This window comes from Clostridium estertheticum (genome assembly GCF_018861295.1).
GTDB lineage: Bacteria > Bacillota > Clostridia > Clostridiales > Clostridiaceae > Clostridium_AD > Clostridium_AD estertheticum_D.
In genome coordinates, this window is record NZ_JAHLDM010000001.1 from 384,100 (window position 1) to 410,592 (window position 26,493).

Annotated in this window: 23 protein-coding genes and 1 riboswitch; of the genes, 20 read left to right on the forward strand and 3 right to left on the reverse strand. The window is 31.0% G+C overall.

The annotated features are described in order from the left end of the window. Positions 1–4: 4 nt before the first annotated feature. The 7 genes from clpX (at position 5) to KPL54_RS01875 (ending at position 8,883) form a co-directional block, all read left to right on the forward strand. Complete coding sequence (gene clpX / locus KPL54_RS01845; protein ID WP_216104080.1) at positions 5–1,297, forward strand: ATP-dependent Clp protease ATP-binding subunit ClpX; 1,293 nt, start codon at positions 5–7, stop codon at positions 1,295–1,297. Positions 1,298–1,555: 258 nt separating this feature from the next. Beyond that, entirely contained in the window at positions 1,556–3,238 is a 1,683-nt protein-coding gene (lonB, locus tag KPL54_RS01850; protein ID WP_216104083.1) for an ATP-dependent protease LonB, read from the forward strand. Between the two features lie 261 nt (positions 3,239–3,499). Then, on the forward strand, positions 3,500–5,857 hold the full coding sequence (gene lon / locus KPL54_RS01855) for an endopeptidase La (protein WP_216104084.1): 2,358 nt from the start codon (positions 3,500–3,502) through the stop codon (positions 5,855–5,857). Next, positions 5,838–6,461, forward strand: coding sequence for a ribosome biogenesis GTP-binding protein YihA/YsxC (gene yihA, locus KPL54_RS01860; RefSeq protein WP_216104086.1), 624 nt, complete (start codon positions 5,838–5,840; stop codon positions 6,459–6,461). Before lon ends, yihA begins: the two co-directional genes overlap by 20 nt. A 624-nt stretch (positions 6,462–7,085) precedes the next feature. Continuing rightward, positions 7,086–7,517, forward strand: coding sequence for a hypothetical protein (locus KPL54_RS01865; RefSeq protein WP_309245352.1), 432 nt, complete (start codon positions 7,086–7,088; stop codon positions 7,515–7,517). A gap of 120 nt (positions 7,518–7,637) precedes the next feature. After that, the gene (locus KPL54_RS01870) at positions 7,638–7,880 is read left to right on the forward strand and encodes a hypothetical protein (RefSeq protein ID WP_216104088.1); all 243 of its coding nucleotides are present in this window, start codon (positions 7,638–7,640) and stop codon (positions 7,878–7,880) included. A gap of 55 nt (positions 7,881–7,935) precedes the next feature. Beyond that, positions 7,936–8,883 carry a hypothetical protein gene (locus KPL54_RS01875; protein ID WP_216104090.1) on the forward strand — a complete coding sequence of 316 codons (948 nt, stop codon included), beginning with the start codon at positions 7,936–7,938 and terminating at the stop codon, positions 8,881–8,883. Positions 8,884–8,957: 74 nt separating this feature from the next. On the opposite strand, the gene KPL54_RS01880 is transcribed toward KPL54_RS01875, so the two are convergent. Both KPL54_RS01880 and KPL54_RS01885 read right to left on the reverse strand, forming a co-directional pair. Next, positions 8,958–9,347: a bactofilin family protein gene (locus tag KPL54_RS01880; protein ID WP_216104091.1), complete on the reverse strand. Its 390-nt coding sequence runs from the start codon at positions 9,345–9,347 to the stop codon at positions 8,958–8,960. A gap of 281 nt (positions 9,348–9,628) precedes the next feature. Next, entirely contained in the window at positions 9,629–10,594 is a 966-nt protein-coding gene (locus KPL54_RS01885; protein ID WP_216104093.1) for a VCBS repeat-containing protein, read from the reverse strand. A 105-nt stretch (positions 10,595–10,699) separates the two neighbouring features. Between KPL54_RS01885 and KPL54_RS01890 the strand changes: the two genes are divergently transcribed. Continuing rightward, positions 10,700–11,953, forward strand: coding sequence for an ABC transporter substrate-binding protein (locus KPL54_RS01890; protein WP_216104094.1), 1,254 nt, complete (start codon positions 10,700–10,702; stop codon positions 11,951–11,953). A gap of 89 nt (positions 11,954–12,042) precedes the next feature. Here KPL54_RS01890 and KPL54_RS01895 read toward each other — a convergent pair whose 3' ends face one another. After that, positions 12,043–12,453 (reverse strand): Fur family transcriptional regulator, encoded by a 411-nt coding sequence (locus tag KPL54_RS01895; RefSeq protein WP_216104096.1) that lies wholly within the window; start codon positions 12,451–12,453, stop codon positions 12,043–12,045. Between the two features lie 206 nt (positions 12,454–12,659). Between KPL54_RS01895 and KPL54_RS01900 the strand changes: the two genes are divergently transcribed. From KPL54_RS01900 to hemB, 12 genes are all read left to right on the forward strand, one after another. Further along, complete coding sequence (locus KPL54_RS01900; RefSeq protein WP_216104098.1) at positions 12,660–14,072, forward strand: PhoH family protein; 1,413 nt, start codon at positions 12,660–12,662, stop codon at positions 14,070–14,072. A gap of 257 nt (positions 14,073–14,329) precedes the next feature. Next, positions 14,330–15,343 carry a phosphodiester glycosidase family protein gene (locus KPL54_RS01905; RefSeq protein WP_216104100.1) on the forward strand — a complete coding sequence of 338 codons (1,014 nt, stop codon included), beginning with the start codon at positions 14,330–14,332 and terminating at the stop codon, positions 15,341–15,343. Between the two features lie 34 nt (positions 15,344–15,377). Further along, positions 15,378–16,406: a hypothetical protein gene (locus KPL54_RS01910; protein ID WP_216104102.1), complete on the forward strand. Its 1,029-nt coding sequence runs from the start codon at positions 15,378–15,380 to the stop codon at positions 16,404–16,406. Positions 16,407–16,557: 151 nt separating this feature from the next. Then, positions 16,558–17,178: a site-2 protease family protein gene (locus KPL54_RS01915; RefSeq protein WP_216104330.1), complete on the forward strand. Its 621-nt coding sequence runs from the start codon at positions 16,558–16,560 to the stop codon at positions 17,176–17,178. Between the two features lie 63 nt (positions 17,179–17,241). After that, positions 17,242–17,904 (forward strand): tRNA (guanosine(46)-N7)-methyltransferase TrmB, encoded by a 663-nt coding sequence (trmB, locus tag KPL54_RS01920; RefSeq protein WP_216104104.1) that lies wholly within the window; start codon positions 17,242–17,244, stop codon positions 17,902–17,904. Positions 17,905–18,156: 252 nt separating this feature from the next. Continuing rightward, positions 18,157–18,340, forward strand: a riboswitch (cobalamin riboswitch). A gap of 144 nt (positions 18,341–18,484) precedes the next feature. Then, positions 18,485–19,993, forward strand: a complete 1,509-nt coding sequence (locus tag KPL54_RS01925) for a cobyric acid synthase (RefSeq protein WP_216104106.1) — start codon at positions 18,485–18,487, stop codon at positions 19,991–19,993. 147 nt (positions 19,994–20,140) lie between these two features. Beyond that, a complete protein-coding gene (gene cbiB, locus KPL54_RS01930) occupies positions 20,141–21,085 on the forward strand; it encodes an adenosylcobinamide-phosphate synthase CbiB (protein ID WP_216104339.1) in 945 nt (314 codons plus the stop codon). A gap of 47 nt (positions 21,086–21,132) precedes the next feature. Continuing rightward, complete coding sequence (gene hemA, locus KPL54_RS01935) at positions 21,133–22,317, forward strand: glutamyl-tRNA reductase (RefSeq protein WP_216104107.1); 1,185 nt, start codon at positions 21,133–21,135, stop codon at positions 22,315–22,317. Then, on the forward strand, positions 22,281–22,943 hold the full coding sequence (locus KPL54_RS01940; protein ID WP_216104109.1) for an NAD(P)-dependent oxidoreductase: 663 nt from the start codon (positions 22,281–22,283) through the stop codon (positions 22,941–22,943). Before hemA ends, KPL54_RS01940 begins: the two co-directional genes overlap by 37 nt. Positions 22,944–23,000: 57 nt before the next feature. Beyond that, positions 23,001–23,876 carry a hydroxymethylbilane synthase gene (hemC, locus tag KPL54_RS01945; RefSeq protein ID WP_216104111.1) on the forward strand — a complete coding sequence of 292 codons (876 nt, stop codon included), beginning with the start codon at positions 23,001–23,003 and terminating at the stop codon, positions 23,874–23,876. 28 nt (positions 23,877–23,904) lie between these two features. Next, positions 23,905–25,362, forward strand: a complete 1,458-nt coding sequence (cobA, locus tag KPL54_RS01950) for a uroporphyrinogen-III C-methyltransferase (RefSeq protein ID WP_216104113.1) — start codon at positions 23,905–23,907, stop codon at positions 25,360–25,362. A 127-nt stretch (positions 25,363–25,489) separates the two neighbouring features. Next, complete coding sequence (gene hemB, locus KPL54_RS01955) at positions 25,490–26,455, forward strand: porphobilinogen synthase (protein ID WP_216104115.1); 966 nt, start codon at positions 25,490–25,492, stop codon at positions 26,453–26,455. Positions 26,456–26,493 lie beyond the last annotated feature (38 nt).

Genomic DNA, 26,493 nt, shown 5'->3' on the forward strand with positions numbered 1-26,493 from the left:
AGATATGACAAAGTTTGATGAAAAAAAACAACTTAAATGTTCTTTTTGTGGTAAAACCCAAGAACAAGTTAGAAGATTAATTGCGGGACCAGGAGTATATATTTGTGATGAATGTATAGAATTGTGTTCTGAAATAATTGTAGATGAATTCCAGGGTGATGTTGAATTAGATTTAGGAGCACTTCCCAAACCAGCAGAAATAAAAAATTATATAGATGATTACGTAATTGGACAAAATACAGCTAAAAAATCATTAGCAGTAGCCGTTTATAATCATTATAAAAGAATAAATTCAAATGTTAATGAGGGTGATGTTGAACTTCAAAAAAGTAATATTCTATTACTTGGACCTACAGGCTGTGGTAAAACTTTGCTTGCTCAAACATTAGCGAAATTCTTAAATGTACCTTTTGCTATAGCAGATGCAACTACGCTTACTGAAGCTGGGTATGTAGGAGAAGATGTTGAAAATATTCTTCTTAAATTAATACAAAATGCTGATTATGATGTAGAAAAAGCAGAAAAAGGTATTATCTATATAGATGAAATAGATAAGATAGCAAGAAAATCTGAGAATCCGTCTATTACTCGTGATGTATCTGGAGAAGGAGTTCAACAGGCATTACTTAAAATATTAGAAGGAACTACAGCATCAGTTCCACCACAAGGTGGAAGAAAACATCCTCACCAAGAGTTTATTCAGATAAATACTGCTAATATATTATTTATCTGTGGAGGCGCATTTGATGGACTTGATAAAATTATAGAAAAAAGGACTAGAACTACATCAGTTGGGTTTGGAGCTGAAATAAGATCTAAACATGAAGCAAATGTAGGGGAGTTACTTAAGTCTATAATGCCTGGAGATTTATTGAAATTTGGATTGATTCCAGAATTTGTAGGTAGACTTCCAATAGTTGTTACGCTTGAAGCATTGGACGAAGAGGCATTAGTTAAAATTCTTAGTGAACCTAAAAACGCACTAGTTAAACAATATAAAAAATTGTTTGAGATGGATAATGTGGAATTAGAGTTTAAAGAAGAAGCATTAAGAGCTATTGCAAAAGAGGCTATTAAAAGAGAAACTGGAGCTCGTGGACTTAGATCTATTATAGAAGACACGATGAAGGAAGTTATGTTTGATATTCCATCAAATGAAGAAGTAGCTAAAGTTATAATTAATGCGGATACTATTCAAACTAGAAATCCAGAACTAGTTTTAGCTGAAGGTGGAAAAAGAGAAAAAATAAAGATTACAAAACAGATTAAAAGTAAAAAAGGACCAGAATCAGCATAAATGAATCTTTGCAAAACACAAAAGACGGATATTATATCTGTCTTTTTTTTGTTTTGTTGAATTATTAATATCTCAGATCCGCAGGAGATGATTTAAAGGAAAAAGTTATATGAATTAATAATATTGTATGGAAAAAAATGAATACATTTAATCTTACTTGAGCATAATATCAAAGGATGCAATATTTACTAAAATATGCAAATTTAATATGCGAAAGGAGGATTAGTTTAATAGTTTCATCATTAAACTTTAATTAATATGACAACTAACATTCTCATGGCAGTACAATTCTTTTTTACAGTAGTTATTGGGTTATATTTTTTTAATGCACTAAAAGCACAAAAAAGTGGTAAGGCGGTTGTTGGTAAGGAAAATAGAAAAGAAATGGAAAATTTAAGAAAAATGAAAAGCATAAGCCTTACGGAGCCACTTACGGAAAAAAGCAGACCAACAAAATTTGAAGAGGTTATAGGCCAAGAAGAGGGTATTAAGGCATTACAGGCAGCAATATGTGGCCCTAATCCTCAACATGTTATAATTTATGGTCCGCCTGGAATAGGGAAAACAGCAGCTGCTAGATTAGTGCTTGCAGATGCTAAAAAAAGAGCAAGATCTCCTTTTAAGGAAGGTTCGAAGTTTATTGAAATAGATGGTACTACTGTTAGGTTTGATGAAAGGGGTATAGCAGATCCACTTATAGGATCAGTTCATGATCCCATCTACCAAGGAGCAGGGCCACTTGGAGTAGCCGGAGTACCTCAACCTAAGCCTGGCGCCGTTACAAAAGCACATGGTGGAATCCTATTTATTGATGAAATTGGGGAACTGCATCCTATAGAAATGAATAAGCTTCTTAAAGTATTAGAGGATAGAAAAGTCTTTTTAGATAGTGCTTATTATAATGAAGAGGATCCTAATATGCCTCTTTATATTAAGGAAGTGTTTGATGAAGGACTGCCAGCTGATTTTAGGTTAATTGGTGCAACTACACGTAATCCAGAAGAAATAATGCCGGCTATAAGATCAAGGTGTATAGAAATCTTTTTTAGAGCATTATTACCTGAAGAATTACAACAAATTGCCAAAAATTCAATAAGTAAAATGAACCTTAAAATTTCCGATAAGGCACTAGAGCTTGTGGGTAAATACTCAAGTAATGGACGTGATACTGTTAATTTAATTCAACTAGCTTGTGGAATGGCAATTAATGATGAAAGAGATGAAGTAAGTATTGAAGATATTGAGTGGGTTATAGAAAATGGTCAATATTCCCCTAGGCTTGAGTCTAGGATATCTGATAAACCACAAATTGGTTATGTAAATGGGCTTGCGGTTTATGGAGCTAATATAGGAGCTGTAATGGAAATTGAAGCTAGTGCCAAAAGGGTAAAGCTTAGAAAAGGCATTCTTAAAATTACAGGAATTATTGAAGAGGAGGAAATAAGTAGTAGCAATAAAAAACTTCGACGAAAAAGCACAGCAAGATCATCAGTAGAAAATGTAGTTACAGTACTTGAAAAATATTTTAATATAGATTGTGGCGATTATGATATCCATGTTAACTTCCCAGGTGGATCACCAGTGGATGGGCCATCTGCTGGAGTAAGTATAACAACTGCGATGTACAGTGCGATAAAAGGTATCCCAGTGGATAATATGGTTGCTATGACAGGAGAGATATCAATACATGGTAATGTATTGCCAATAGGTGGTGTAAATGCTAAAATCGCAGCTGCTAAAAAAGCAGGAGCCACAAAAGTAATTATTCCAAGGGATAACTTTCAAGATAGTTTTAATACCATAGAAAATATTAAAATCATATCAGTTAATAATATTAGTGAGGTAATAAAAGAGGCGTTGCTTCTAGAGATACCTAAAAATATTAAAACTACATTTGAGCCAGAGGTAGACGTTATAGCAGCAGAGTCATTAAAAATTTAGTCTGTCATTTTCTTTAAAAAGGTAATCCATTTTTAAATATAATGGATTACCTTTTTTATTTTAAAGATTGTAGTATTGAAAAATAATTATATTATAGGTATACTATAGTAGTGTCACTATATAAATATAGTGTTGCTATGTAACTATAAAAATAAAATGAATAAGTATTTATAGTTTATGATATCGAGGTTATATAAAATTAAAATAATAATTTTATATTTATAAACGACGATTAATATAATATAGAAAAGAGGGAGAAAAATGGATAAAACAACAAAACTTCTTCCGTTAATTCCGTTAAGAGGTATGAATATATTTCCATATATGGTATTGCATTTTGATGTTGGTAGAGAAAAATCTATACTAGCCTTAGAAAATGCTATGCTAAATAATCAAGAAATTTTTCTGGTTTCACAGAAAGTATCGAAAATCGAAGAGCCAGAAGAAAAGGATATATATGAAATTGGTACTATTTGTAACGTTAAACAAATATTAAAGTTACCGGGAGATTCAATTAGAGTACTGGTTGAGGGAATGCAAAGAGGTAAAATTTCAGAGTATAAAGATAAGGAAACTTTTGTAAGTGTGGAAGTAGAGCTTATTTACGATGAACAAAGTGTAGATGATAAAAAATGCAAAGCATACATTAGACTTATAGATAAAGCTTTTGAAGAATACATAAATTTATCGGTTAACAGTTTTCCTGATGCGTTATTCAGTTTAGAAGAAACAGAAGAGCCTGGAAGATATTGTGACATTGTAAGTTCCTATTTAATATTAAAGCCACAAACAAAACAAGAATTGCTTGAAATATTAGATGTTACTAAGAGACTTGAAAAACTGTTACTTATATTAAAGAATGAGCTTGAAGTCTTAAAAATAGAAAAGAAGATTGGAACTAAGGTTAAAGATAAAATAGATAAAATTCAAAAGGAATATTATCTAAGAGAACAAATGAAAGCTATACAAGAGGAACTAGGGGAAGATGACGAAAATAAAAAAGAAATAATTGAGTATGAAATTAAAATAAAAAAGGCAAAACTGCCTAAAGAGCCAAAAGAAAAAGCAAATTATGAGTTAAATAGATTAAAAAGTTCAGGGAATTATTCTGCTGAGAGTGGAGTATCAAAGTCGTATTTAGATTGGATATTAGCTCTACCTTGGAATAAATCGACTAAAGATAACATTGACATAAGTAAGGCCAGAGAAGTTTTTGATAAAGAACATTACGGGCTTGAAGATGTTAAAGAAAGAATAATAGAATATTTAGCAGTTAAAAAAATTAGCAAGACACTTAAGGGACCTATACTTTGTTTGGTAGGACCACCAGGAGTTGGTAAAACATCTATAGCGAAATCTGTTGCAAATGCATTAAATAGAAATTTTGTTAGAATGTCACTTGGTGGAGTAAAAGATGAGGCTGAAATTAGAGGGCATAGAAAAACTTACGTTGGAGCAATTCCTGGTAGGATTATATATGCAATGAAACAAGCCGGATCAAAGAATCCATTATTCTTATTAGATGAGATTGATAAGATGAGTGGCGATATTAAAGGCGATCCTGCAGATGCTCTTTTAGAAGTATTGGATAGTGAGCAAAATGCGAGCTTTAGGGATCATTACCTAGAATTAGATTTTGATTTATCAAAAGTCTTATTCATAACTACTGCAAATAAATTGGACACTATTCCAAGAGCTTTATTGGATAGAATGGAAGTCATTGAGGTATCAGGATATACATCAGAGGAAAAATTTCATATTGCTAAAAATCATATTATTCCAAAGATGTTAAAAGAACATAATATGGATGATGGTAGAATAACCTTTTCGGACAATTCAATAACTTGTATAATTGAAAACTATACAAGAGAATCAGGGGTTAGAAGTCTTGAAAGACAAATTGCGTCTGTAATTCGAAAGGCAATAACAGAAATGGTAGAGAAGAACAAAAAGAGTGTTAATGTTACCGCATCTCATGTTAAGAGATATTTAGGTGCAGTTATGTTTACTTATGACAAAGCTGAAACTGAAGATAAAGTTGGTGTAGTAACTGGACTAGCATGGACTGAAGTTGGCGGGGTTACATTACCAGTTGAGGCGAGTGCTATGGATGGAACAGGTAAGCTAGAACTTACAGGCCAACTAGGGGATGTTATGAAAGAATCCGCTAAAGCTGGATATAGTTATGTTAGAGCTAATGCTTTTAAGTATAATATAGACAAAGACTTTTATAAAAATAAGGATATTCATATTCATGTTCCAGAGGGGTCAGTACCTAAGGATGGACCATCAGCTGGTGTAACTATGATAACTGCAATGGTGTCTGCATTGACTAATAGAAAAGTAAGACATAATGTAGCAATGACTGGTGAGATTACGCTTACAGGAAGAGTTCTACCTATTGGAGGGCTTAAGGAGAAATCATTAGCTGCATATAGAGCGGGTGTTGATACAATTATAATTCCTTGTGAGAATGAAAAAGATACAGAAAAAATACCAAAGAGTATTAAGGACAAACTAAAATTTATATTTGCAAGTAAAGTAGAAAATGTACTTGAACATGCATTACTTGAAAATACATTAAATGGAGAGATAAATAATGGAGATAAAACAATCTGAATTTATAATATCAGCAGTAAAACCTGCTCAGTACCCAACAGATAATAGAGTAGAATATGCTTTTGTTGGAAGATCAAATGTAGGTAAGTCATCTTTGATAAATACTATAACAAATAGAAGGAAATTAGTAAAAGTTAGTGGAACACCTGGCAAAACTAGACTTATAAATTTCTTTTTAATAAATGATAGTTTTTATTTTGTAGATTTGCCAGGTTACGGATACGCAAAAGTATCCAAAACTGAACAAGCTAAATGGGGAAAAATGATGGAGGACTATTTAGTTCGTAGGCCCCAACTACAAAAGGTAGCATTACTAGTGGACTGTAGACGCAAGCCAACTAAAGATGACCTTCTAATGTACGGATGGATTAAACATTTCGGATATGAAGTTGTAATAGTTGCAACCAAAAAAGATAAACTAAACAGAACAGAACTAGTAAAGAATAATAAGTTAATAAGGGAAACTTTACAACTAGAACCAAGTGAGGCGATTATAAATATATCATCACTTAAAAAAATAGGTGTAAAAGAACTTTTAGGAAATATGTTTAACGACAATTCAGAAGATGAACCACTAACTTCTAATGGAAATCCAATACTATAATAAGAAAAAAATTTTAGAAGATATATAAATCAACTTCTGAAGTCGTTAATGTTTTCAGCTCCGAAGGAGATGATTTGACGACAATTCAGAAGGAGAACCACTAACTTCTAATGGAAATCCAATACTATAATAAGAAAAAAATAGACCTACATTACGGTATGTTAGCTAATAGCTAGTGTACATCGTGATGAGGTCTATTTTTTTCGTTAACTTCCCATCATATATAAATCTTAGTCTAAATTATAATAGTATAATTTTCTCCAGAAGTGACTCCAATAAGAAGTACAGAAATATTGAAATTCCATTTAGAAATTCTTATTTTGTAAATGGAAAATTCTCGTGAGCCTTACAGGAAGTAAGGCTAGCGAACCCGAGACAGGACGTCGAGTGTGAGAGTCAGAGAATTTTACGTTAACAAAAGATTAGAATTTCTTAATGGAATTTCACATTTCAAACTCTTATTGGAGTCACGTAGGAGAAATCTATACGGAACAATTATTTTACTAAGTATTTATATAAACATTTTGTATCAATTTATTTCTGTGAGAATAGTATATATTAGAAAACAAAAGAAAAAGATTTTAAAAGTAAATTAAGAGAAGCAATAAAAAGGAGGATAATTATATGGACATGAATGGTTTGTTAAGTGGATTAGCTGAATCCCAAAAAAACGGATCTAACAAAAGCTGTAATTGTAATAACAACGGCGGTGGATGTAACAATGGCGGTGGATTCGGCGGCGGAAACTCAATAGTTTGGATAATCATTTTATTAATTTTATTCTGCGGTTGTGGTGGTCAAGGACAAAGTGGAACTGTATGCGGATGCAAACCAAAACACTGTAGAGAATATTGCAGATGTGGCGGCGGAGATGATGGATATGGCGGATTTGGCGGATTTGGCGGCGGACTCGGTGGTTTCGGTGGCGGATGCGGCGGAGGTAGTGGCATTTGGATAATAATCTTAATTCTTATATGCGCATGTGGTGGCAATGGAAGACAAAACAAAGGATGTACAAACAATATTATCAACTTAGATAGCTGTGACGATGAATAACTGGGAAACTTAATCATAAGTGAAAAATATATATAAGTAAACAATAGATAAATTATATGTTCTTAACTTTAGTTAAAAAATGTAACACATTAAAATTTGGCCCAGAAAGGGGAGTTTTAAATGTCAAAAAGAAGATGTTGTGGAAATAAATGTTGTGGGAGTAGACCAGTAGTAGGATGCGGCGGAAATTCAGCTGCAAATTTATGTACAAATCCGATTTGTGCAGTAATATTATTGATTATACTTCAAAGAACATGTCTACTTGAAAACAAAAATGCTTTCTTATTAATATTGTTATTCCTAGGTTTTTGTTTCTGTAAAGGTGGATATGGCGGAAATGCAGTGAAAAGTTGCGGATGCTAATTTAAAAATAAGGGGGAGCTTAAATGCTCTCCCATTTATAAATGAGGTGATAAATATGTCAAAACATCATAAGCGTGATAGAAATAATATGGATAATAACAATAACATGAATAATAATAACAATAACATGAATAATAATGGGAATAATGGTAACAGCAATAACAATGACAATAATCAGAATAACAATGCTAATAATAATCCACTAGCACAAATGCTTAATGGAAACGGTGCAAATCCTTTGGTGGGATTAATATCTAGCCTTCTTTCAGGAAATGGTATCGGAAATGGTACTGCTAATGGTGGAAATATGATTGAGGGTTTACTTTCTGGTTTAGGAGGTAACAATAATAACATGTTAGGTAATTTACTAGGTGGGTTAGGTGGGCAGGACGGTAACATCTTAGGTAATTTACTTGATAGTTTAGGTGGTCAAGACAATATTTTAGGTAACCTTATGGATAGTTTAGGTGGCCAAAGTAATAATATGAATGGAAACTCAAATAATGGTTATAATTCAGGTAAGGTAAAATCTACAGCAAATGTAGCAAAGAAGAACAAAAACAATAGTAATAATAATGTTAATAACAATAATGATACTGAAAATAATGATACTGAAGATAATGATATAGTAAGTTCAAATAAAAATAATCAAGACAATGTATTTACAAATGTATTTTCAGGCATGGGAAATATAGATTTAAGTGAAATTTCAAATATGTTATCTGGAATAGATTTAAATAATTTAGATTTAAATAGTTCGGATTTTAATGATATGATGAATTCCATATCAAATAATGATTCTTTTGTAAATGATGATTCTTTTGAGAATAACGATGTTGAATTTAAACATACAAGTCCTAAGGAAAGTACACATAGTATTTTAGAAGACCTAGAAGATGAAGATAAGGGGCAACTTATATATATATTAGCTCATCTAGTAGATGAGCAAAAGCTTGGAATGCTCAATAGAATCGTAGAGGAAAATTCCAACTTAAGACATTAAGAGTATATAGATAAAAATTGATAAGAGAAACACATAAATTTAAAACTTATGTGTTACTTTTTTGTTTGAAACTCTTATAAATTATCACTGTTGTCATCACTGTTGTCATCAGGTTGTTCATAATTTGCCATGGTACATTTGCCATCAAGAATTCCACCCTCGGAGATCATTAATTTTTTCACCGAAATATCACCGCTGACTTTACCACAACTTTCTATAGTTAAGGTGCTTGTGCAAGAAACATTTCCATTTACTATTCCGTTTATATATGCATTATTACAGGTAATATCGCCTTTTATTCTTCCTGTTTCAGCTAATGCTACATCATCTTCACAAATTATGTTTCCATCAATAGAACCATCTATTTTAATAAGACCATTTCCATTCAAAGAACCAATTATAGAACATTGCTGGCCAATTAAAGTTTCAATTCTATTTACGTCTTTTTCTTTATTACTAAACATATACGATTCCCCCAATTTATATTATATTTTAAATTAACTACATAATAAGTTTGTAGTAAAGCGTCTTTATATAAAAATATTTTAATTTATCATTTATAATGAATAAAACTAAGCAAAAAGGTTAATATTATAAATGTAATCGGAGTTTAAATCTCCATTTGCATAAAATAAAACATTTTATGCGTAACCCCCCATCCCCCCTTGGGACCGGTAATACGGTCCCTTTTGTAAGTTTATAAATGATATTAATATTTTATACATAATGTAATAGTTTTATGTTTTTATTTAATATTTATAGAGCTAATTTTAAAAGAAGGATCTTTATTAGTATTTGGGATAAGTTTTAAAATTAATTCTATAGTATAGTTTTTGGTTTCTTTTAAATTGTTTGCTTTAGGGTCTAATAGGACATTTGCATTAGTTGCTTTAAAATTTAATGTCCATAAAACATCGCTAGTATTGCCATCTTTGTCCCAATTAAAATCTTTAAAAACAGCATCTTGGAAGGTTAAATTTACTTTTCTGTTGGATAAATCACTTAAAAGTGAAATATCATTACCATTTAAATCGGATGTAAAAAGATCTTTTGGTATAGTTAATTCAGAAACTGGAAAGGTTGCCATAAGATTTATGAAACCGAGGACTGTGGCTTTACCCATATAATTATCAACATAATTGTAGTCAAAAGATTTCAAACTATCTTGAATAAAAATATAACTAATAAGATTTAATTTTCCATCTTTAATATTCCCAGATAACATTTTAGGTGTTTTATTATTTTTACTGTCTACAAAACCTAAAATATTATTTGTGCTGCTAAATATATCTTCATATTTTTCACCAGTCCAAAGGAAAACATGCTGCACTGCTTTATTATTTACAGATGCTTGAGTAAATATTTCAGGTACCTTGTTTCTAGATATATCCATTAATGTTAGTCTCATTGGCCACTGCGAATAATAATTGCCAACGGTGTTAATTTTTTTAGAAGGCTCTAGATAATAGCATTTGTCTCCAGAATTTATTTGAATATAGTATTTATCAGCATCTGTTTTTATGTAGAGTATATCCTTGGTTCCATCACCTGTTAAATCAGCTTGCATCATTTTTGATTCATTTACTATATTAAATGTACTTATTGCATTTGTTTTGAAAAGAAATAAAAATGTAAGTGTTATGGTAAAAATGATAATAGCCAAAACATAACAAATACATTTCTTTTTTAAAAATATTATCTGTAACTTCATTTATTCCACCCCCCATTTAAATTATATGTAACAACTGTATATTTAATTAATTTATATTTAATAAATCTTAAAAATTAATATTTAATAATATAATGAGGTGAACTTATGAGAAAATCAAATATATTTTTAAAAAACATATGTATAGTTCTTTTAATTTTAATTACGGTGTTTAGTTTGTCATCTTGCAAATGGGGCAGTGATAAAAAGAGTGAAGATCAAAAAAAATTAAATATATTTCTAGATACAACAGATGAACATTCTTATAAAGTAAATAAGTTTTTAATTGATGATTACAAAAAAAACAATCCAGATGTTGTAATAAAATTAAATGATATAATAGGTGACAAAAGTAATATTATGGATACAATTAATTTGGGTACAGAAATAGATGTGATGTTCACGAGTAGAAATGACTTTATAGAACTTAGTAAAAAGGGAGTTCTAAGTGATATGGATGGAACATATGAGGACAACAATATTAATAGTAGGTATTTTAATATTATAGGTTCTTATGGAAGAATAGGTGATAAATATTATGGCATAGGGGTTGTACCATATTCTATTGAATTATTTTATAATAAAGCAAATTTAAAAAAGCTAAAAATAGCTAATCCTAATAATTTAAAAGAGTGGTTAAATGTGTTAAAGCAAATTAATGGTAAGGGATTGAAGACACCTGTCGTGTTAAATGAAGATATAGAAACGAGTGGTGTTTTGTTTTCATTAATAGCTAGCACAGGCATAAATATTCATGAGGTTGAGGAAAGTTATGATAGTGGTGAGCAAGGCTATAAGAAACTTAAAAATATGCAAGGAGTATTTGATGAATTTAACTTACTTACTAAAAATAATGGAATTACAAAAGATTCTTTTGAATTAGGTAATGAGCAAAGTGTTACTAATTTTAATAATGGTGACTCACCACTACTCATGTGTACTTCATATTATAATCCTAAACTTAATGGAAATAATATAGGTGTAATTAAAGACTATGATAATGATTCAAAGTTTGGGGCAAATATGCCTATTATAATTAACTCTATATTAAGTATCCCCGTAAATGCAAAAAATAGGAATAGTGCCGATGCTTTTATTCAATATGTATATAGTGATGAAGTTCAAGCAAGACTTGTGCAAAAGGGAATTATAACTGGAAATAAAGTTGCAAATAACAAAGTATTAGGTATCGGTAAATCAATGGTACAACATATGTATAAGGCTAATGACAATAGCATACCTATATTATATAATTTACCTAAAAAGATAAAAACCAATGTACTTTTGAGCTTGAAAAAGGTCATAAATGGAAATTATAGTTCTAAAGAATGGGAAGAGATATTAAAGGAAAGTTATAAATGATATTAATATACAAAAAAATATGCTTCAAAGTACATTATTAAATAAAAAGAAGTATGAATTAAAATTCATACTTCCCTTTATTTAATAAATTATTTTTTGCAATTTTCACATAAACCGTAAAAATAAAGTTTAGTGGCTATTACCTCATAATTAGTATATTGTTTTACATCTTCAAGTACATTTGAAAAACTTATACCTTCTATGTCATCAACTTTACCACAATTTACACATTGTATGTGAGGGTGAGGTAGCATATTACAATCATATCTAAAATTACCTTCACCAACATTAAGTTCTATAATCAGTTCAACGCTTATAAGAGTTTTTAACGCTTTATAAACCGTAGCCAAACTCATAGTAGGATATGTTGGTTGTAGAGCTTTGTAAATTATTTCAGCTGAAGGATGTTCTTTTGTAGATTGTAAATATTTGTAGACAGCAATGCGTTGAGGTGTAAGCTTTAATTTTTTCTCTTTAAAAACTGTTGTAATGTTCTCCATATACACCATCCTATAATATTATTCTATATAATATAGAACTTATTATATAATAAAAACTATTACTTGTCAAAACTATTATATAAAAGATTAATAAAAAATATTATATAAAAGATTAATAAAAAAGTAAAATTTTATTTTATTTTTAATTCATTTATAGAATTAATTACATATATTAGTAATAGAGAGAGGGAGGGTGAGCTAATACTTTGAAAAAAACATATGTACTAGATACCAATGTTATTTTATATTCACCAACTGCGATATTGTCCTTTGGTGATAATGATGTAATAATACCTGAAGTAGTATTAGAAGAATTAGATAGTTTTAAGAAAGATAAAAGTGATTTAGGAGCTAATGCTAGATATTCAGCAAGACTTATTGATGAGATCAGGAAACAGGGGAAATTAAATGAGGGCATTGATTTAGAAAGTGGGGGAAGATTGCGGGTTGAAATGAATCAATATGATACCGAAATTCCTGCTTCTTGGGGTAAAGAAAAAGCTGATAATAGAATATTGCAAGTATGCAAAGGTATTAAGGAGCAAGGGGAAGATGTTTGGCTCATAACAAAGGATATATTTTTGCGTATAAAGGCGGATGCTGCAGATATTAATGTAGAAGATTATTATGAAAAATTTGTGCCAGAGTATGACGATCAGTATACAGGGAGGATAGAGGTATTTGTGTCTCCGGAAAAGCTTACGGAGTTTTTTAGTAAAAAAAGTATAGAGGCTACTGTATTACTTGAATATAATGAGGAGTTAGAAGAGTATACTACACCATTTTTATACACAAATCAATTTTTAATAATGCATTCAATGGAAAATCCCAAACAAACTGCATTAGCGAGGTATGATGGAAAAAATATAGTACCGCTTTATTATAAAGATAGTAAACCGTTAGGAGTTATACCAAGAAATGTTGGGCAGAGATTTATGTTAGAAGCTTTAAGCATTGATTCAATAAAAGCACCACTTGTAATTATTAAAGGGCCAGCTGGAACTGCTAAAACACTATTTTCATTAGCGGTAGGGCTTCAGAAAATATTACAAGAAAGCAGTGAGCATCACCATGGTGGTGAACAACTCCTTGGTGGGGAAGAGTACAGAAGAATTTTAATTTGCAGGCCCAATGTTACTATGGATGAAGAAATAGGTTTTTTACCTGGTACAGAGCAAGAAAAGATTTCACCATTTATGAGGCCAATATTTGATAATTTAGAAATACTTGTGGAATCTGATGAAAAAGAGCGTTATAAAAATGAAAAACAATTATCAGATAAGATAAAAGACTTGTTTGATAGGAGAATTATAACTACTGAGGCGGTTGCTTACCTTAGAGGAAGGTCAATAGTTAAAAATTGGGTAATAATAGATGAGGCTCAAAACTTATCACCAAAACAAGTAAAAGCAATAATAACTAGGGCTGGAGAGGGAACCAAATTGGTTCTTATAGGTGATCCAGAACAAATAGATCATCCTTTTCTAGATAAAAGATCAAATGGATTATGTTATGCATCCGAAAAAATGAAGGGCAGTGATTTATGTTATCAGGTAACTTTAAAATATGATGAATGTGAGAGGTCTCCTCTAGCATTTGAAGGATCAAAAAAATTGTAATAAGGGTATTTATAGAAGAGAGTATAAAAATTTATACTTTCGTTTGTATAGAAGAGGGTATAAATTTTTATATTTTCTTTTGTGTAGAAGAGAGTATAAAAATTTATACTCTTTTTATACTCTCTTTTGTATTAAATTATCATATATTAGTTAAATTTACATAAATAACATAAAAATGTTGTATTAAATTATATGATTATAATGTACAATATAAAAGTACATAATAAAAGTACATAATAAAGAAAAGGATGGGAAGTATGAGAAAAATAAAAAAACGTAGAAAAACCAAAAAGCGTACAAGTACACTTGTTTTGTTATTTGTAATATTCGAATTGATTTTCACAACAATTACTGGCCCATTTATGCTTTATTATGGTCCCTTTAAAAATGTGAAGAGTACAGTGGTAGGTGCAGCAATGACTACTTATTCATTACAATGGCTTGCAACAACTTTTTTGTCTAAAGAAGCAATAGCAAAAATTATGAGTGATCAAACAGTGGATACTTTAGTTCAAAATAATTTAGATGGTGTAAAGGTAGAAAATAAAAATGATAATAGTATAGAAAGATATGATGTAAAAGGAAATAACTACAAAGGTTACATATTAATAATTAAAGACCCAACTAGGTTAAAAGTTGGTAGTAGTAGTATGCTTGGTAAGGAAGGGCAACTAACTAGTGATATTGCAAAGGATAACAATGCAATTGCGGCAATCAATGGTGGTGGATTTAGCGATGGAGATAGTGAATCAAAACACACGGGAATAGGAACAGGAGGAAATCCAACTGGAATTATAATGGGCAGGGGAAAAACGGTTCGTAATGATATAACTGATGTAGATAAAAAAACAGAGGTTGTAGCGATGACTAGTTCGGGAAGATTGTTAGTTGGTCCTCATAGCCTTTCTGAGATGAAAACAGCTGGAGTAACTGATGCAGTATCCTTTGGACCAGCACTTATAGTTGGTGGTCAGAAAACTATTACTAAAGGTATTGGTGGTTGGGGCATTGCACCTAGAACATGTGTAGCTCAGAGAAAAGATGGAGCGATAATATTTTTAGTAATTGACGGTAGGCAGTTAGCAAGTGTAGGGGCTAGTTTAAGGGAAGCACAAGATGTATTATATGATTATGGTGCTGTTAATGCTAGTAATTTAGATGGAGGTTCTTCTTCTACATTATTTTATGATGATGAAGTTATAAATAGCCCATCAGATAGTTTGGGAGAAAGGACAGTACCTTCAATTATGTATATAGAGAGTAGAAAATAAATATAGGATATTTTGAAGTTAAAGGAGAAAAAATATGAGTTGGACGAAAAGAATAAGCATATGGATAGTAGTATCTTTATCTTTGCAATGTTTAGGTCTCTTTTACATTGATCATTATTTTTTAGCTACAGGTTCAAAGGCAGTTTCCAAAAAAGTTGTCGAAGATGTAAGTACAAAGGCCAAAGATGTTGATATTACTATACCAACAAATGCAGAAAATATATTAGTATCTTATGATGCCAAATATATATCTTATTATGATGATAAAAAATTGGTGATTGTTAATTGTTTGACTGGTAAAACTAAAAACATAGTGACAGAAGATGGATGTAATGTTTCTTTTGCTTCATGGGTTCCTGGTAGAAATAGAATGTCTTTAGTAGAAAAAGAAAGTGATGATGAATCTAGTGATTTAATATTATATTCTTACGATGTAGTAAAAGGTGAAAAAGTAAAGAACATAAAATTAGATTGGGGTGGTACTAACCCTAAAGTAGAAGATATACAATCAGCGCCATTAACAGGACTTACTTACGTGAAGGTATCAAACAATGCTAATAAAAGCAGCATTTATAGAATCGATAGAGATAGAACAATGTCAAAAGTCGATACAATACCTAAGCTCGTGGGCAATATCACATTGATTCGCCATGAAGATAAATTGGTCTATGAAGGCGCGGTTTATAATAAAATATATGTTACTGGTAAAAGTAGTGCTATAAGTGTGGGCGATGTTGATAAACTTACCTTAATTGGATCTGATAATGATGATAATATATATCTTGCACAATTAAAAGATAATTTAATAAGCAAAGTTTATTATGGTAAAACATCACAAGATACTAGTACATGGAAAACTATTAATTTACAAACACCTTGTGTTAAAGAAAATTTATTTGTAGCAGGTAGTGGTAAAATATATCAAAATGATCCGCTAAAAAAGATCATAAAAGATATAAATTCTGGAACTCAAACTAGTTATAAAGGTAAATTTGTCCAATTATATAATAAGGGAGTAGTATCTCTTGAAAATAACAAAATATCTTTTGTGCTTTTTAAGTAATAAGTGGAGCCAGACTATGCCTTTGGCATAGTCTTTTGTTTACTAAGAAATTTGAAATTATAAGTTTATATTAGATATTAAGTGAGTTTATAAAAAACGAATGTGAGGGGGAGTAAATTTGGATACACAGCAAATATTGTATAAAATTTTAATGATACCAGCAATTTTAATAGCATTTACATTCCATGAGTATGCACATGCTATTGTAGCAGATAGGTTAGGAGATAAAACTCCTAGATTTCAAGGGAGACTTACACTTAATCCAATTGCTCATATAGATCCAATAGGATTTATTCTGATTTTATTAACGGGATTCGGATGGGCGAAACCCGTTGAAACAAACCCTAGTTCTTATAAAAATTATTATAGGGATGATTTAAAAATTTCATTTGCGGGTCCATTTGCAAATTTAATTATAGGGTTTGTATTTGCAATTTTCACGGTGCTGTTTTGGAAATTTTCACCTAGTCAGGGTACGATATTTACCATTATTATAGAAATATTAAAGATTACAGTATCTATAAATTGTATGTTGTTTTTTCTTAATTTAGTTCCAGTGCCAGGATTCGATGGATATCATATAGTTAGGGATTTGTTTCCAAAGTTTTTTTACAATATGTCAGATACTTTTACTAGATATCAATTTTTGATATTTTTGGTTTTAATATTACCTATATTACCTGGCAATCAATCAGTTTTCACTTATATTGTGCAAGTGCCAGCTGATTGGGTATATAATATTTTTATGAACATTGCTACAATGCTTCAATAAGAAGTCATGATTTAATAAAAAAAGTTGAAAATTGTTATTATTATAAATGTAAGGAGAAAATATATGCGCTTAAGAAAAAAATATTGGGCTAGGCCGGAGCTAGAAGCTAGCCATATTGTAAGAACAGATCAATATGATCATAAAGGAAATTGGAGTGAAGAATTTAAAAATGAAAATGAAATACATCTGGAGCTTGGATGTGGTAAGGGCAGTTTTATTGCAGAAAAATCTAGGCAAAATGATAACATTAATTTTGTAGGTATAGATTTAAAAGATGAGGTATTAGTGTTTGCACTTAGAAAAGTTATAGAAGTTCGCGCGGTTAAGGCAGAGCAAAATATAAATGTACGTCTTATGCCTTTAAACATTATGTTTATTGATGATGTATTTGCAAAGGATGAGATAAGTAGAATTTATATAAATTTTTGTAATCCTTGGCCCAAAGAACGACATAATAAAAGAAGATTAACTCACACTAAATTCTTAACAAATTACAAGAAATTTTTAAAAGTTGAATCTGAAGTTTGGTTCAAAACAGATGATATAGATTTGTTTGAAGACTCTGTAGAATATTTTAAACAATGCGGTTTTGAAATATTATTTTTAACATATGATCTTCATAAAAGTGATTTTGAAGAAAATGTAATTACGGAATATGAAGCTAAATTTACAAGTATAGGTAAGAAAGCTATGTTTTTAAGGGCAAGGTTAATTAAAGAGAATTAATAGGTTTAACAAATCATATAAAAGATAAATAAAGTTATTAACAAAGTTGTCCACATTAGGTCCATGAAATTATGGATTAATGTGGACAATTTATAAAAAAAATTGGCCAATACAGTAGTTAATATGTGATATAATATTTTCAGGTGCTGAGCATCTTTCCGAATGAAATAAAAAACAATCCTTTAGAGATTGAGACTATAGGTAAAAATATAACTATAATTAAATAGATTTTTTAGGTGCCTTTTATTGACCAGCTACTTTGTAGATTAAGCTACGTGGTGGATGAATTGATAGGGTGAAAAGGGAATGTGGTGTAAGTCCACAGCAGCCCCCGCTACTGTAATTGATAGCAAACTTATAATAACTTTGCAATAATGGAAGAGATAAGAGAGTGTTTATCAAGAGCCAGGAGACCTGCCTAAATTAGTAATATTAAGCTTTCGGCGGGAAAGAACTTGTAGGTTTTAAGTTAGTGCAATAAAACATTGTATATAACAGCAGGTGTGATAGCTTGCTGTTTTTTATTTTTAAAAATGCAAATAAGAATCTAAGAAAAACACGAGGGAAGGGAGAAAAAGTAATGGCTAAAATAATGGTTCAAGGAACGGCTTCATCTGTAGGGAAAAGTATACTAGTTACAGCGTTATGTAGAATTTTAAAACAAGATGGGTTTTCCGTATGTCCTTTTAAGTCACAAAACATGTCATTAAACTCTTATATCACATTGGATGGAAAAGAAATGGGACGTGCACAGGTGCTTCAAGCATATGCAGCAGGTCTTGAGCCAGAAGTATTTATGAACCCAATATTATTAAAACCTACCTCAGATAAAAAGTGTCAAATTATAGTTAATGGAAAGGTTTATGGAAATAGTACAGCTATGGAGTACCATAACATGAAACTAAAATTCAAGGACATGCTAAAATCACAGTTTGAAGAATTAGAAAAGAAGTTTGATATTATAGTAATGGAGGGAGCAGGTAGCCCTGCAGAAATTAATTTAAGAGAAAGAGATATAGTAAATATGGGAATGGCAGAACTTATAGATGCCCCCGTAATACTTGCTGGAGATATAGATAAGGGTGGTGTGTTTGCATCACTTGCAGGAACTATGCTTTTACTAAAGGAAGATGAGAAAAAAAGAGTTAAAGCTACTATTATAAATAAATTTAGAGGAGATTTAGAAATCTTAAAGCCTGGACTTACAATGCTTGAGGATATTATACATATTCCTTGCGCAGGGGTAGTTCCTTACTTTAGATTAGACCTTGAAGATGAGGATGGCGCAGTAGAGTTTAATAAGAAAATTACTGCACCTATTGACATAGTAGTAATAAAACTTCCGCATATATCAAATTTTACAGATTTAGATGCATTGAAGGCAGAGGAAGATGTATCAGTTAGATTTATTACAACTAAAGAGGAATTAGGAAATCCAGACTTACTTATAATCCCTGGAACTAAAAATACCATTGACGATTTAATTACCATAAGGGATTCAGGACTTATGGACGCCGTTAAAAAGTACAGTAACAAAGGAACAATATTGGGCATTTGTGGAGGATATCAAATGCTAGGTAATAGTTTAAGTGATCCAAGTGGTGTAGAGGGAAGTTTTGATAAGGTAGAGGGAATGAAGCTTTTAGACATAGATACATTATTTGAAGATGAGAAAATAACTACAAGAGTAAAGGCTCGTAGCATTAACATGAAAACTAGTAACGTTAAGACTTATGGTTATGAAATACATATGGGTAAATGTAGTTATGGGCAAAAGGCAAAACCTATATTTGAAATATATGATAGGAATGGTGAAAACACTTTATCCTTTGATGGAGCAATTAACGAAAGCGGAAATGTTATGGGGACGTATATTCATGGGGTATTTGATGGAACGGAATTTAGAGAGTTTATTATTAATTCATTAAGAGTAAAAAAATCTATAAAACCTAAAAAATCTAAGACTTATGAGAATCTAAGAGAAAAAGAAATAGACAAGCTTGCGGATATAGTAAGAGAGAATATAGACATGGATATGATTTATAAGATCATTGGGATAAAAAAGCGGGGACGGTTAACAACTAATTAGTGTTTAATGTTTCTAAAAGGCGGGGACGGTTAACAACTAATTAGTGTTTAATGTTTCTAAAAGGTGGGGACGGTTAACAACTAATTAGAATTAGTAGGAAAAATAAGATAGCGAGGAATTATAATGGAAATGTTGTTTCAAATGAATATAATGGATTTAATAGCAGCAATTTTGTTAGATTTATTAATTGGAGATCCGTATTGGTTTAAACATCCGGTGATTTATATAGGCAAACTTATTAGGGTCTTAGATAAATTCGGTAGAAAGTTATGTAAAACTCATAGGCAAATTAAAATATTTGGTGGAATAATTGTAGTTATAGTAGCATTTTCTAGTTTTTTAGTCCCATTTATAATTTTAAGAATATCCAAAGAGTTCTTTTGGGTATATAATATTCTTAATATCATTTTGCTTTGGACAACAATAGCAACAAGATGCCTCCACACGGAGGGCATTAAGGTTTATGATGCTTTGGTTAAAAATGATATCGATGATGCAAGAATTAAATTATCGTATATTGTAGGAAGAGATACTATAGACCTTTGTGTTGACGAAATAATTAGGGCAGATGTGGAGACTATTGCGGAGAATACGGCGGATGGTGTTATAGCTCCCATATTGTATGCAATACTAGGGGGAGCTCCACTAGCTATGATGTATAAGGGTATAAATACTATGGACTCAATGCTTGGATATATGAATGAAAAATATAAATACATTGGATTCTTTCCAGCAAAAACAGATGATGTATTTAATTATGTGCCTGCAAGATTAACTGGATTTTTAATCTGCCTTGCAGCTCCAGTTGTTAGGGGAAATATTTTAGATAGTATAAAAGTAATGATAAGGGATAGAAAAAATCATAAAAGCCCTAATTGTGCTTATCCTGAAGGTGCAGTGGCAGGAGCTATGAGAGTCCAATTAGGTGGAACAAATGTATATTTTGGAGAGAAAATGTATAAACCAACTATAGGAAATAGAATAAAAGATTTAGGTAGGGAACATATTGTGGATACAATAAAATTAATGTATGGATCATTGTTTTATATAACATTAGTATGTGTAATATACGAAATATGCCGATATATATAATAAATATGGAGCATTATCAATAGTTAAGTATTTTTGGAGATGATATAATGATACAACTTATAGGGGTAAAACATGATGTTAAAATAGAAATTAGAGAAAAACTTTCAATTATACCCAAACGTCAAGAAAGGTCCCTTGAGGCTCTTGCTAATATTTGTGATGAGGCGGTTATTTTAAGTACCTGTAATCGGATAGAAATATATTTTAAGTCAAAAGATGAAGACATTGTTAAGAAGATATTTAATGCACTAAATTGGGATGAGTCTTTAATAAAGTGTGTATTTAATTATAAGGAAGAAAAAGCAGTACAGCACTTGATGGAGGTAGTTTGCGGGTTTGATTCACTATTACTTGGGGAAGATCAAATACTAGGTCAAGTTAGGGATGCGTATGAAGTAGCAAAGGACTCTGGGGCAACTAAAAAGGAATTTCAGAGGCTTTTCGAAAATGCTATTGCTTGTGGTAAGAATTTTAGAACTAAATCTAAAACAGGTGAAATACCAGTTTCTTCGTCATCGATGGTAGTTAAAAAAGCAATAGATATGGGATATAAAAATTTTATGGTATTAGGTTATGGTACGGTTGGACAATTAACTACAAAATATATACTAGAAGGAAAAATAGATTCATTATATATTGCGGTTAGAGATGCTCAAAAGGTTGATATAGAGGACCCACGAATGAAAATAATACCTTTTAATGATATACAAAAACATTATGAAAAGGTAGATTGTGTTATATCTTGTACCACGGCTCCTCATACGGTGGTTCGTTTAAATGAGTTACCAAGCAAGCACTTGTTATTGTTTGATTTAGCTGTGCCAAGAGATATTGAGGAAATAGTAAGTGGAAATCCTTTATATGAAGTTTATGATATAGACAAGATAAGGGATATTCATGATGCAAATTTTAAAATACGTAAGGATTCAATGAAAAATAATAGATATATTGTGGACAAAGCCATAATGGAATTTGTAGAGTGGAAAACTATAGAAGAGTTGTCGCCTTTTATTAAAATGATAAAACATAATGGTGAGGATATATATAAGGAAAGACTTGCAACTTTTAAGCATAAAAAAGAGACAAAAGATAATGAAAAATTAGCAGAGATTTTATTAAAGAGCACTTCAAATGCCTTTGTAAATAAAGCTATACAGGTTTTAAAGGAGGAACATTTGAAGGGGAGGTCTAAGGAATGCGAAGATATAATAAGCAGGATTTTCCAGAGATAAATTATACCATGATTTCACTTCTATCAAATAAAGTTAACATACTTATTGTTGGTGGAGGAGAGGCTGCTTTTATAAAATGTATAACGTTTTCAAAGGAAGGCTGTAATGTTACTGTGGTTTCAAAAGAGTTTAACAAAAAGTTTTATAAGTTAAAAGATGTTTCTAATATAAAATTAATAAAAGATGAATATAAAGAGTCTTATGTTGATATTAATCATATTGTAATTATTGCAACAAATAATAATATTTTAAATAAATCTATAAAAAATTACTGCGATGAAAAATATAAGTTATATTTAAACTGTGAAGATTTCACGCAGGGGTTAGTAGTTAAACCAGTTCAAAGGGATACTTCTAATATGAAGTTTGCATTACATACTAAAGGCGGTAGTCCTAAAACATCACTTTTTATGTCGAAAATTATAGAAGATAAAATTTACGAGTATTCGAATTTTATAGATTATACTTGTAGTATTAGAAATATAGTTAAGATGAGACCCCAAAAAAAAGAAATCATGAATTTTGTATGTAGTGAGGATTTCTTTTTTTTCTATACTAAGGATGTACAAAATGTTATCTTAGAAATGTTTTATGGAACTTTATCGGTATCTACCCCAGGGGTGTAGCGAACATCAGCGCACATCTACCCCAGGGGTGTATTAGAATTTGAGGAGGGCAAGATTTTGAAAATTAATATAGGAACTAGAAGAAGTGAACTTGCACAAGTGCAGGCAAATACAATTATGGCTATGATTAAAGAAAAGTTCGATATTGATTCAGAGAAGGTGCTAATTGAAACAAAGGGAGATAAAATTCTAAATGTTACTTTGGATAAAATAGGCGGTAAAGGACTTTTTGTAAAGGAAATAGAGTTTGCAATGATAGAGCAAAAAGCTGATATGGCAGTACATAGCATGAAAGATGTTCCCTATGATGTGCCAAAAGAGTTTGAAATAGTTGCAATCCCAGTGAGGGAAGATGTTAGAGATGCATTTGTTGCCTTTGATAATATCAGCTTCTATGATTTACATGAGGGTGCAAGAATAGGTACCAGCAGTATAAGGCGGGGTACACAAATTAAAATTCTAAGACCGGATATTGAAATTGTCCCTATAAGGGGTAATGTACAGACCAGAATAGCAAAGATAAAAAAGGAAAATCTAGATGGAATAATACTGGCAGCGGCAGGTCTAAAAAGACTAGGCATGGAAAATATAATTACTAATTATTTTAGCATAGATGAGATAGTACCAGCAATAGCTCAAGGTGCACTAGGAATAGAAATGGTTAAAAATCATCCGCAAATAAATATGATTAAAAAATTAGATTGTTACGATGCTAGAATATGTGTAGATGCTGAGCGAAGTTTTATGGCAACGCTTAATGGAGATTGTCACGATTGTATAGGAGCATATGCTTATCTTGATAATGACCTTATGCACATGACTGGAGTATACAGAGTAAATGGAAAAATAGTTAAAAAACAATTATCGGGAGATAAAAATGATTATATAAAATTAGGTGATGATTTAGCTAAGAAGATACTTGAAAACAAATAGGCTTATGAAAAAATAAGGAGTGGATACAATGGGAAAGGTTTATTTAATGGGAGTCGGTCCAGGAGATGAGGAGTTAATAACTCTTAAAGCTATAAGAATGCTTTCAAAGTGCACAGCTGTTATGTATGATAGGCTTGCGAGTACTAGTATACTTAAATATCTAAAAGCGGATTGCTTAATATATTATTGTGGAAAAGAGCCAGGGTGTCATTATAAAACTCAGGATGAAATAAATGATATGTTAGTAACTCTTGCTAAAGAAGGTAACATTGTTGGAAGGATTAAGGGCGGAGATCCATTTGTATTTGGAAGAGGTGGAGAGGAAGCATTAGCTCTGCTTCACGAAAATATTGAATTCGAAGTTATACCAGGAATAACTTCACCAATAGCAGTCTTAAATTATGCTGGAATACCTATAACTCATAGAGGAATAGCTCAAAGTTTTCATGTATTCACTGCGATGAGTGCAGAAAAACTAGAGATTGATTGGAAGGCAGTTGTAAGCCTTGGTGGAACCTTAGTGTTTATGATGGGATTTAAAAACTTAGAAAAGATAGCACAAAGTCTTATATTCAATGGAAAAAATAAAAGTACACCTTGCGCAGTGATAATGAGAGGAACTACGTCGAAGCAAAAAAAGGTAGTAGGAACTTTAATAGATATTATAGGCAAGGTTCAAGAAGCAGAAATATCTTCTCCTTGCATTATTGTAATAGGGGAAGTAATCCAGTTTAATGATCAATTTAATTGGTATGAGAAGAAACCGCTGTTTGGCAAGAATATTTGTATAACTAGGTCAAAAGCTCAAGCAAAAGAATTAAGGGAAGAATTGATAGATTTAGGAGCAGAGGTGCTTGAGATAAATTCTATTGAATTTAAAGATACTTCAATTAACTTAGATAAATTTAAGGGAAGGCTTACGGGCTATGATTTCATAACATTAACAAGTGTAAATGGAGTTAATTACTTTTTTGATTACTTAAGAGATATTAAATTTGATGTTAGAAAACTTAAAGCTAAAGTTGCAGCAATAGGATCAGCTACTGCAAAGGCTATTGAAAACAGAGGCATTATACCAGATATTGTGGCAGATCATTTTGTTGCTGAAAGTTTGTTTGATAAAATGAGAGGTTATGTAAAAGAATATGACAAGGTGTTAGTACCTAGGTCAAAAGATGCACGGCCTTATTTAGTTGAAGCATTAAGAAATGCAGGATGCATTGTTGAGGAAGTTTTCACTTATGAAACGGTTTGTGGCAAATTAAAATCAGATAATGAAATTAAAGATGTAGATGTAATAGTCTTTACTTCACCATCAACAGTTAAAAATATGATTAAGATGGTAGGAATTGAAACTATACAATCTAAAAAAGCAATTGCTATAGGACCAATAACTGCAAAAGCATTAATAGAAGTAGGAGTGAACCCAACTATATGTGATGTTTATAGCGTAGAAGGTGTTATAAATAAACTTTTAGAAATGTAATAATGATTTAATAGTAGAGAAAATTATTATTACTAAGGATTTTGTGATTATTTAATAACAATTTTATGATTATTTAATAATAAATTGTGGATAACATTAAAATATATTTAATTAGGAGTGGATAACTTTGTTTAAAAGAAATAGAAGATTAAGAGAAACAAAATATATAAGAGACTTAGTGCGTGAAACAGTATTAACTTCATCAGACTTTATATTTCCCATATTTATAGTAGAAGGTGAAAACATTAAAGAAGAGATATCTTCAATGCCAGGAAATTATCATTTTTCTTTAGATAGACTCCATGAGATTATTGAAGAGGTTATCGAAGTAGGTGTGCGCGGAGTAATTTTATTCGGATTACCAGATCATAAAGATGAAGTAGGCTGCGGAGCTTACGATAAAAATGGAATAATTCAAAGAGGAGTTAAAAAGATTCGCGAAATATCAAAAGATTTAGTTATAATAACAGATGTATGTATGTGTGAATATACAAGTCATGGACATTGTGGAATATTAGATGGAACAAAGGTTGATAATGATAAGAGTCTAAAATATATAGCAGAAATAGCATTATCTCACGCTGAGGCTGGAGCTGATATGGTAGCACCATCGGATATGATGGATGGACATGTTTCCGCAATAAGAGAACTTTTAGATAGTAATGGATATAAAGATGTATTAATAATGGCTTATAGTGCAAAATATTCATCAGCGTTTTATGGCCCCTTTAGAGAAGCGGCTAATTCAACGCCTCAATTTGGAGATAGAAAATCATATCAAATGGATCCAGCAAATATAAGAGAAGCCATGAGAGAAATAGATGCTGACGTTTGCGAGGGCGCAGATATAATAATGGTTAAACCAGCGTTATCATATTTAGATGTAGTAAGATGGGCTAGGGATAGACATGATGTGCCAGTAGCCGCTTATAGTGTTAGTGGAGAGTTTGCTATGGTAAAAGCTGCTGCAAAGATGGGCTTTATTGATGAAAAAGCTATAGCTATGGAAATGCATTTATCTATGAAAAGAGCAGGAGCAGATATGATAATTACTTATTATGCAATTGATTTATGTAAGTGGCTTAAAGAGTAATTGTGAACTTGAGGTTTACAATTTATTATAGATAATTG

Bases quoted from the DNA above. Each gene is read 5' to 3' on its own strand.
- clpX (WP_216104080.1), top strand. From the start codon at position 5: ATGACAAAGTTTGATGAAAAAAAACAACTTAAATGTTCTTTTTGTGGT.
- lonB (WP_216104083.1), top strand. From the start codon at position 1,556: ATGACAACTAACATTCTCATGGCAGTACAATTCTTTTTTACAGTAGTT.
- lon (WP_216104084.1), top strand. From the start codon at position 3,500: ATGGATAAAACAACAAAACTTCTTCCGTTAATTCCGTTAAGAGGTATG.
- yihA (WP_216104086.1), top strand. From the start codon at position 5,838: ATGGAGATAAAACAATCTGAATTTATAATATCAGCAGTAAAACCTGCT.
- KPL54_RS01865 (WP_309245352.1), top strand. From the start codon at position 7,086: ATGGACATGAATGGTTTGTTAAGTGGATTAGCTGAATCCCAAAAAAAC.
- KPL54_RS01870 (WP_216104088.1), top strand. From the start codon at position 7,638: ATGTCAAAAAGAAGATGTTGTGGAAATAAATGTTGTGGGAGTAGACCA.
- KPL54_RS01875 (WP_216104090.1), top strand. From the start codon at position 7,936: ATGTCAAAACATCATAAGCGTGATAGAAATAATATGGATAATAACAAT.
- KPL54_RS01880 (WP_216104091.1), bottom strand. From the start codon at position 9,347: ATGTTTAGTAATAAAGAAAAAGACGTAAATAGAATTGAAACTTTAATT.
- KPL54_RS01885 (WP_216104093.1), bottom strand. From the start codon at position 10,594: ATGAAGTTACAGATAATATTTTTAAAAAAGAAATGTATTTGTTATGTT.
- KPL54_RS01890 (WP_216104094.1), top strand. From the start codon at position 10,700: ATGAGAAAATCAAATATATTTTTAAAAAACATATGTATAGTTCTTTTA.
- KPL54_RS01895 (WP_216104096.1), bottom strand. From the start codon at position 12,453: ATGGAGAACATTACAACAGTTTTTAAAGAGAAAAAATTAAAGCTTACA.
- KPL54_RS01905 (WP_216104100.1), top strand. From the start codon at position 14,330: ATGAGAAAAATAAAAAAACGTAGAAAAACCAAAAAGCGTACAAGTACA.
- KPL54_RS01910 (WP_216104102.1), top strand. From the start codon at position 15,378: ATGAGTTGGACGAAAAGAATAAGCATATGGATAGTAGTATCTTTATCT.
- KPL54_RS01915 (WP_216104330.1), top strand. From the start codon at position 16,558: ATGATACCAGCAATTTTAATAGCATTTACATTCCATGAGTATGCACAT.
- trmB (WP_216104104.1), top strand. From the start codon at position 17,242: ATGCGCTTAAGAAAAAAATATTGGGCTAGGCCGGAGCTAGAAGCTAGC.
- KPL54_RS01925 (WP_216104106.1), top strand. From the start codon at position 18,485: ATGGCTAAAATAATGGTTCAAGGAACGGCTTCATCTGTAGGGAAAAGT.
- hemA (WP_216104107.1), top strand. From the start codon at position 21,133: ATGATACAACTTATAGGGGTAAAACATGATGTTAAAATAGAAATTAGA.
- KPL54_RS01940 (WP_216104109.1), top strand. From the start codon at position 22,281: ATGCGAAGATATAATAAGCAGGATTTTCCAGAGATAAATTATACCATG.
- cobA (WP_216104113.1), top strand. From the start codon at position 23,905: ATGGGAAAGGTTTATTTAATGGGAGTCGGTCCAGGAGATGAGGAGTTA.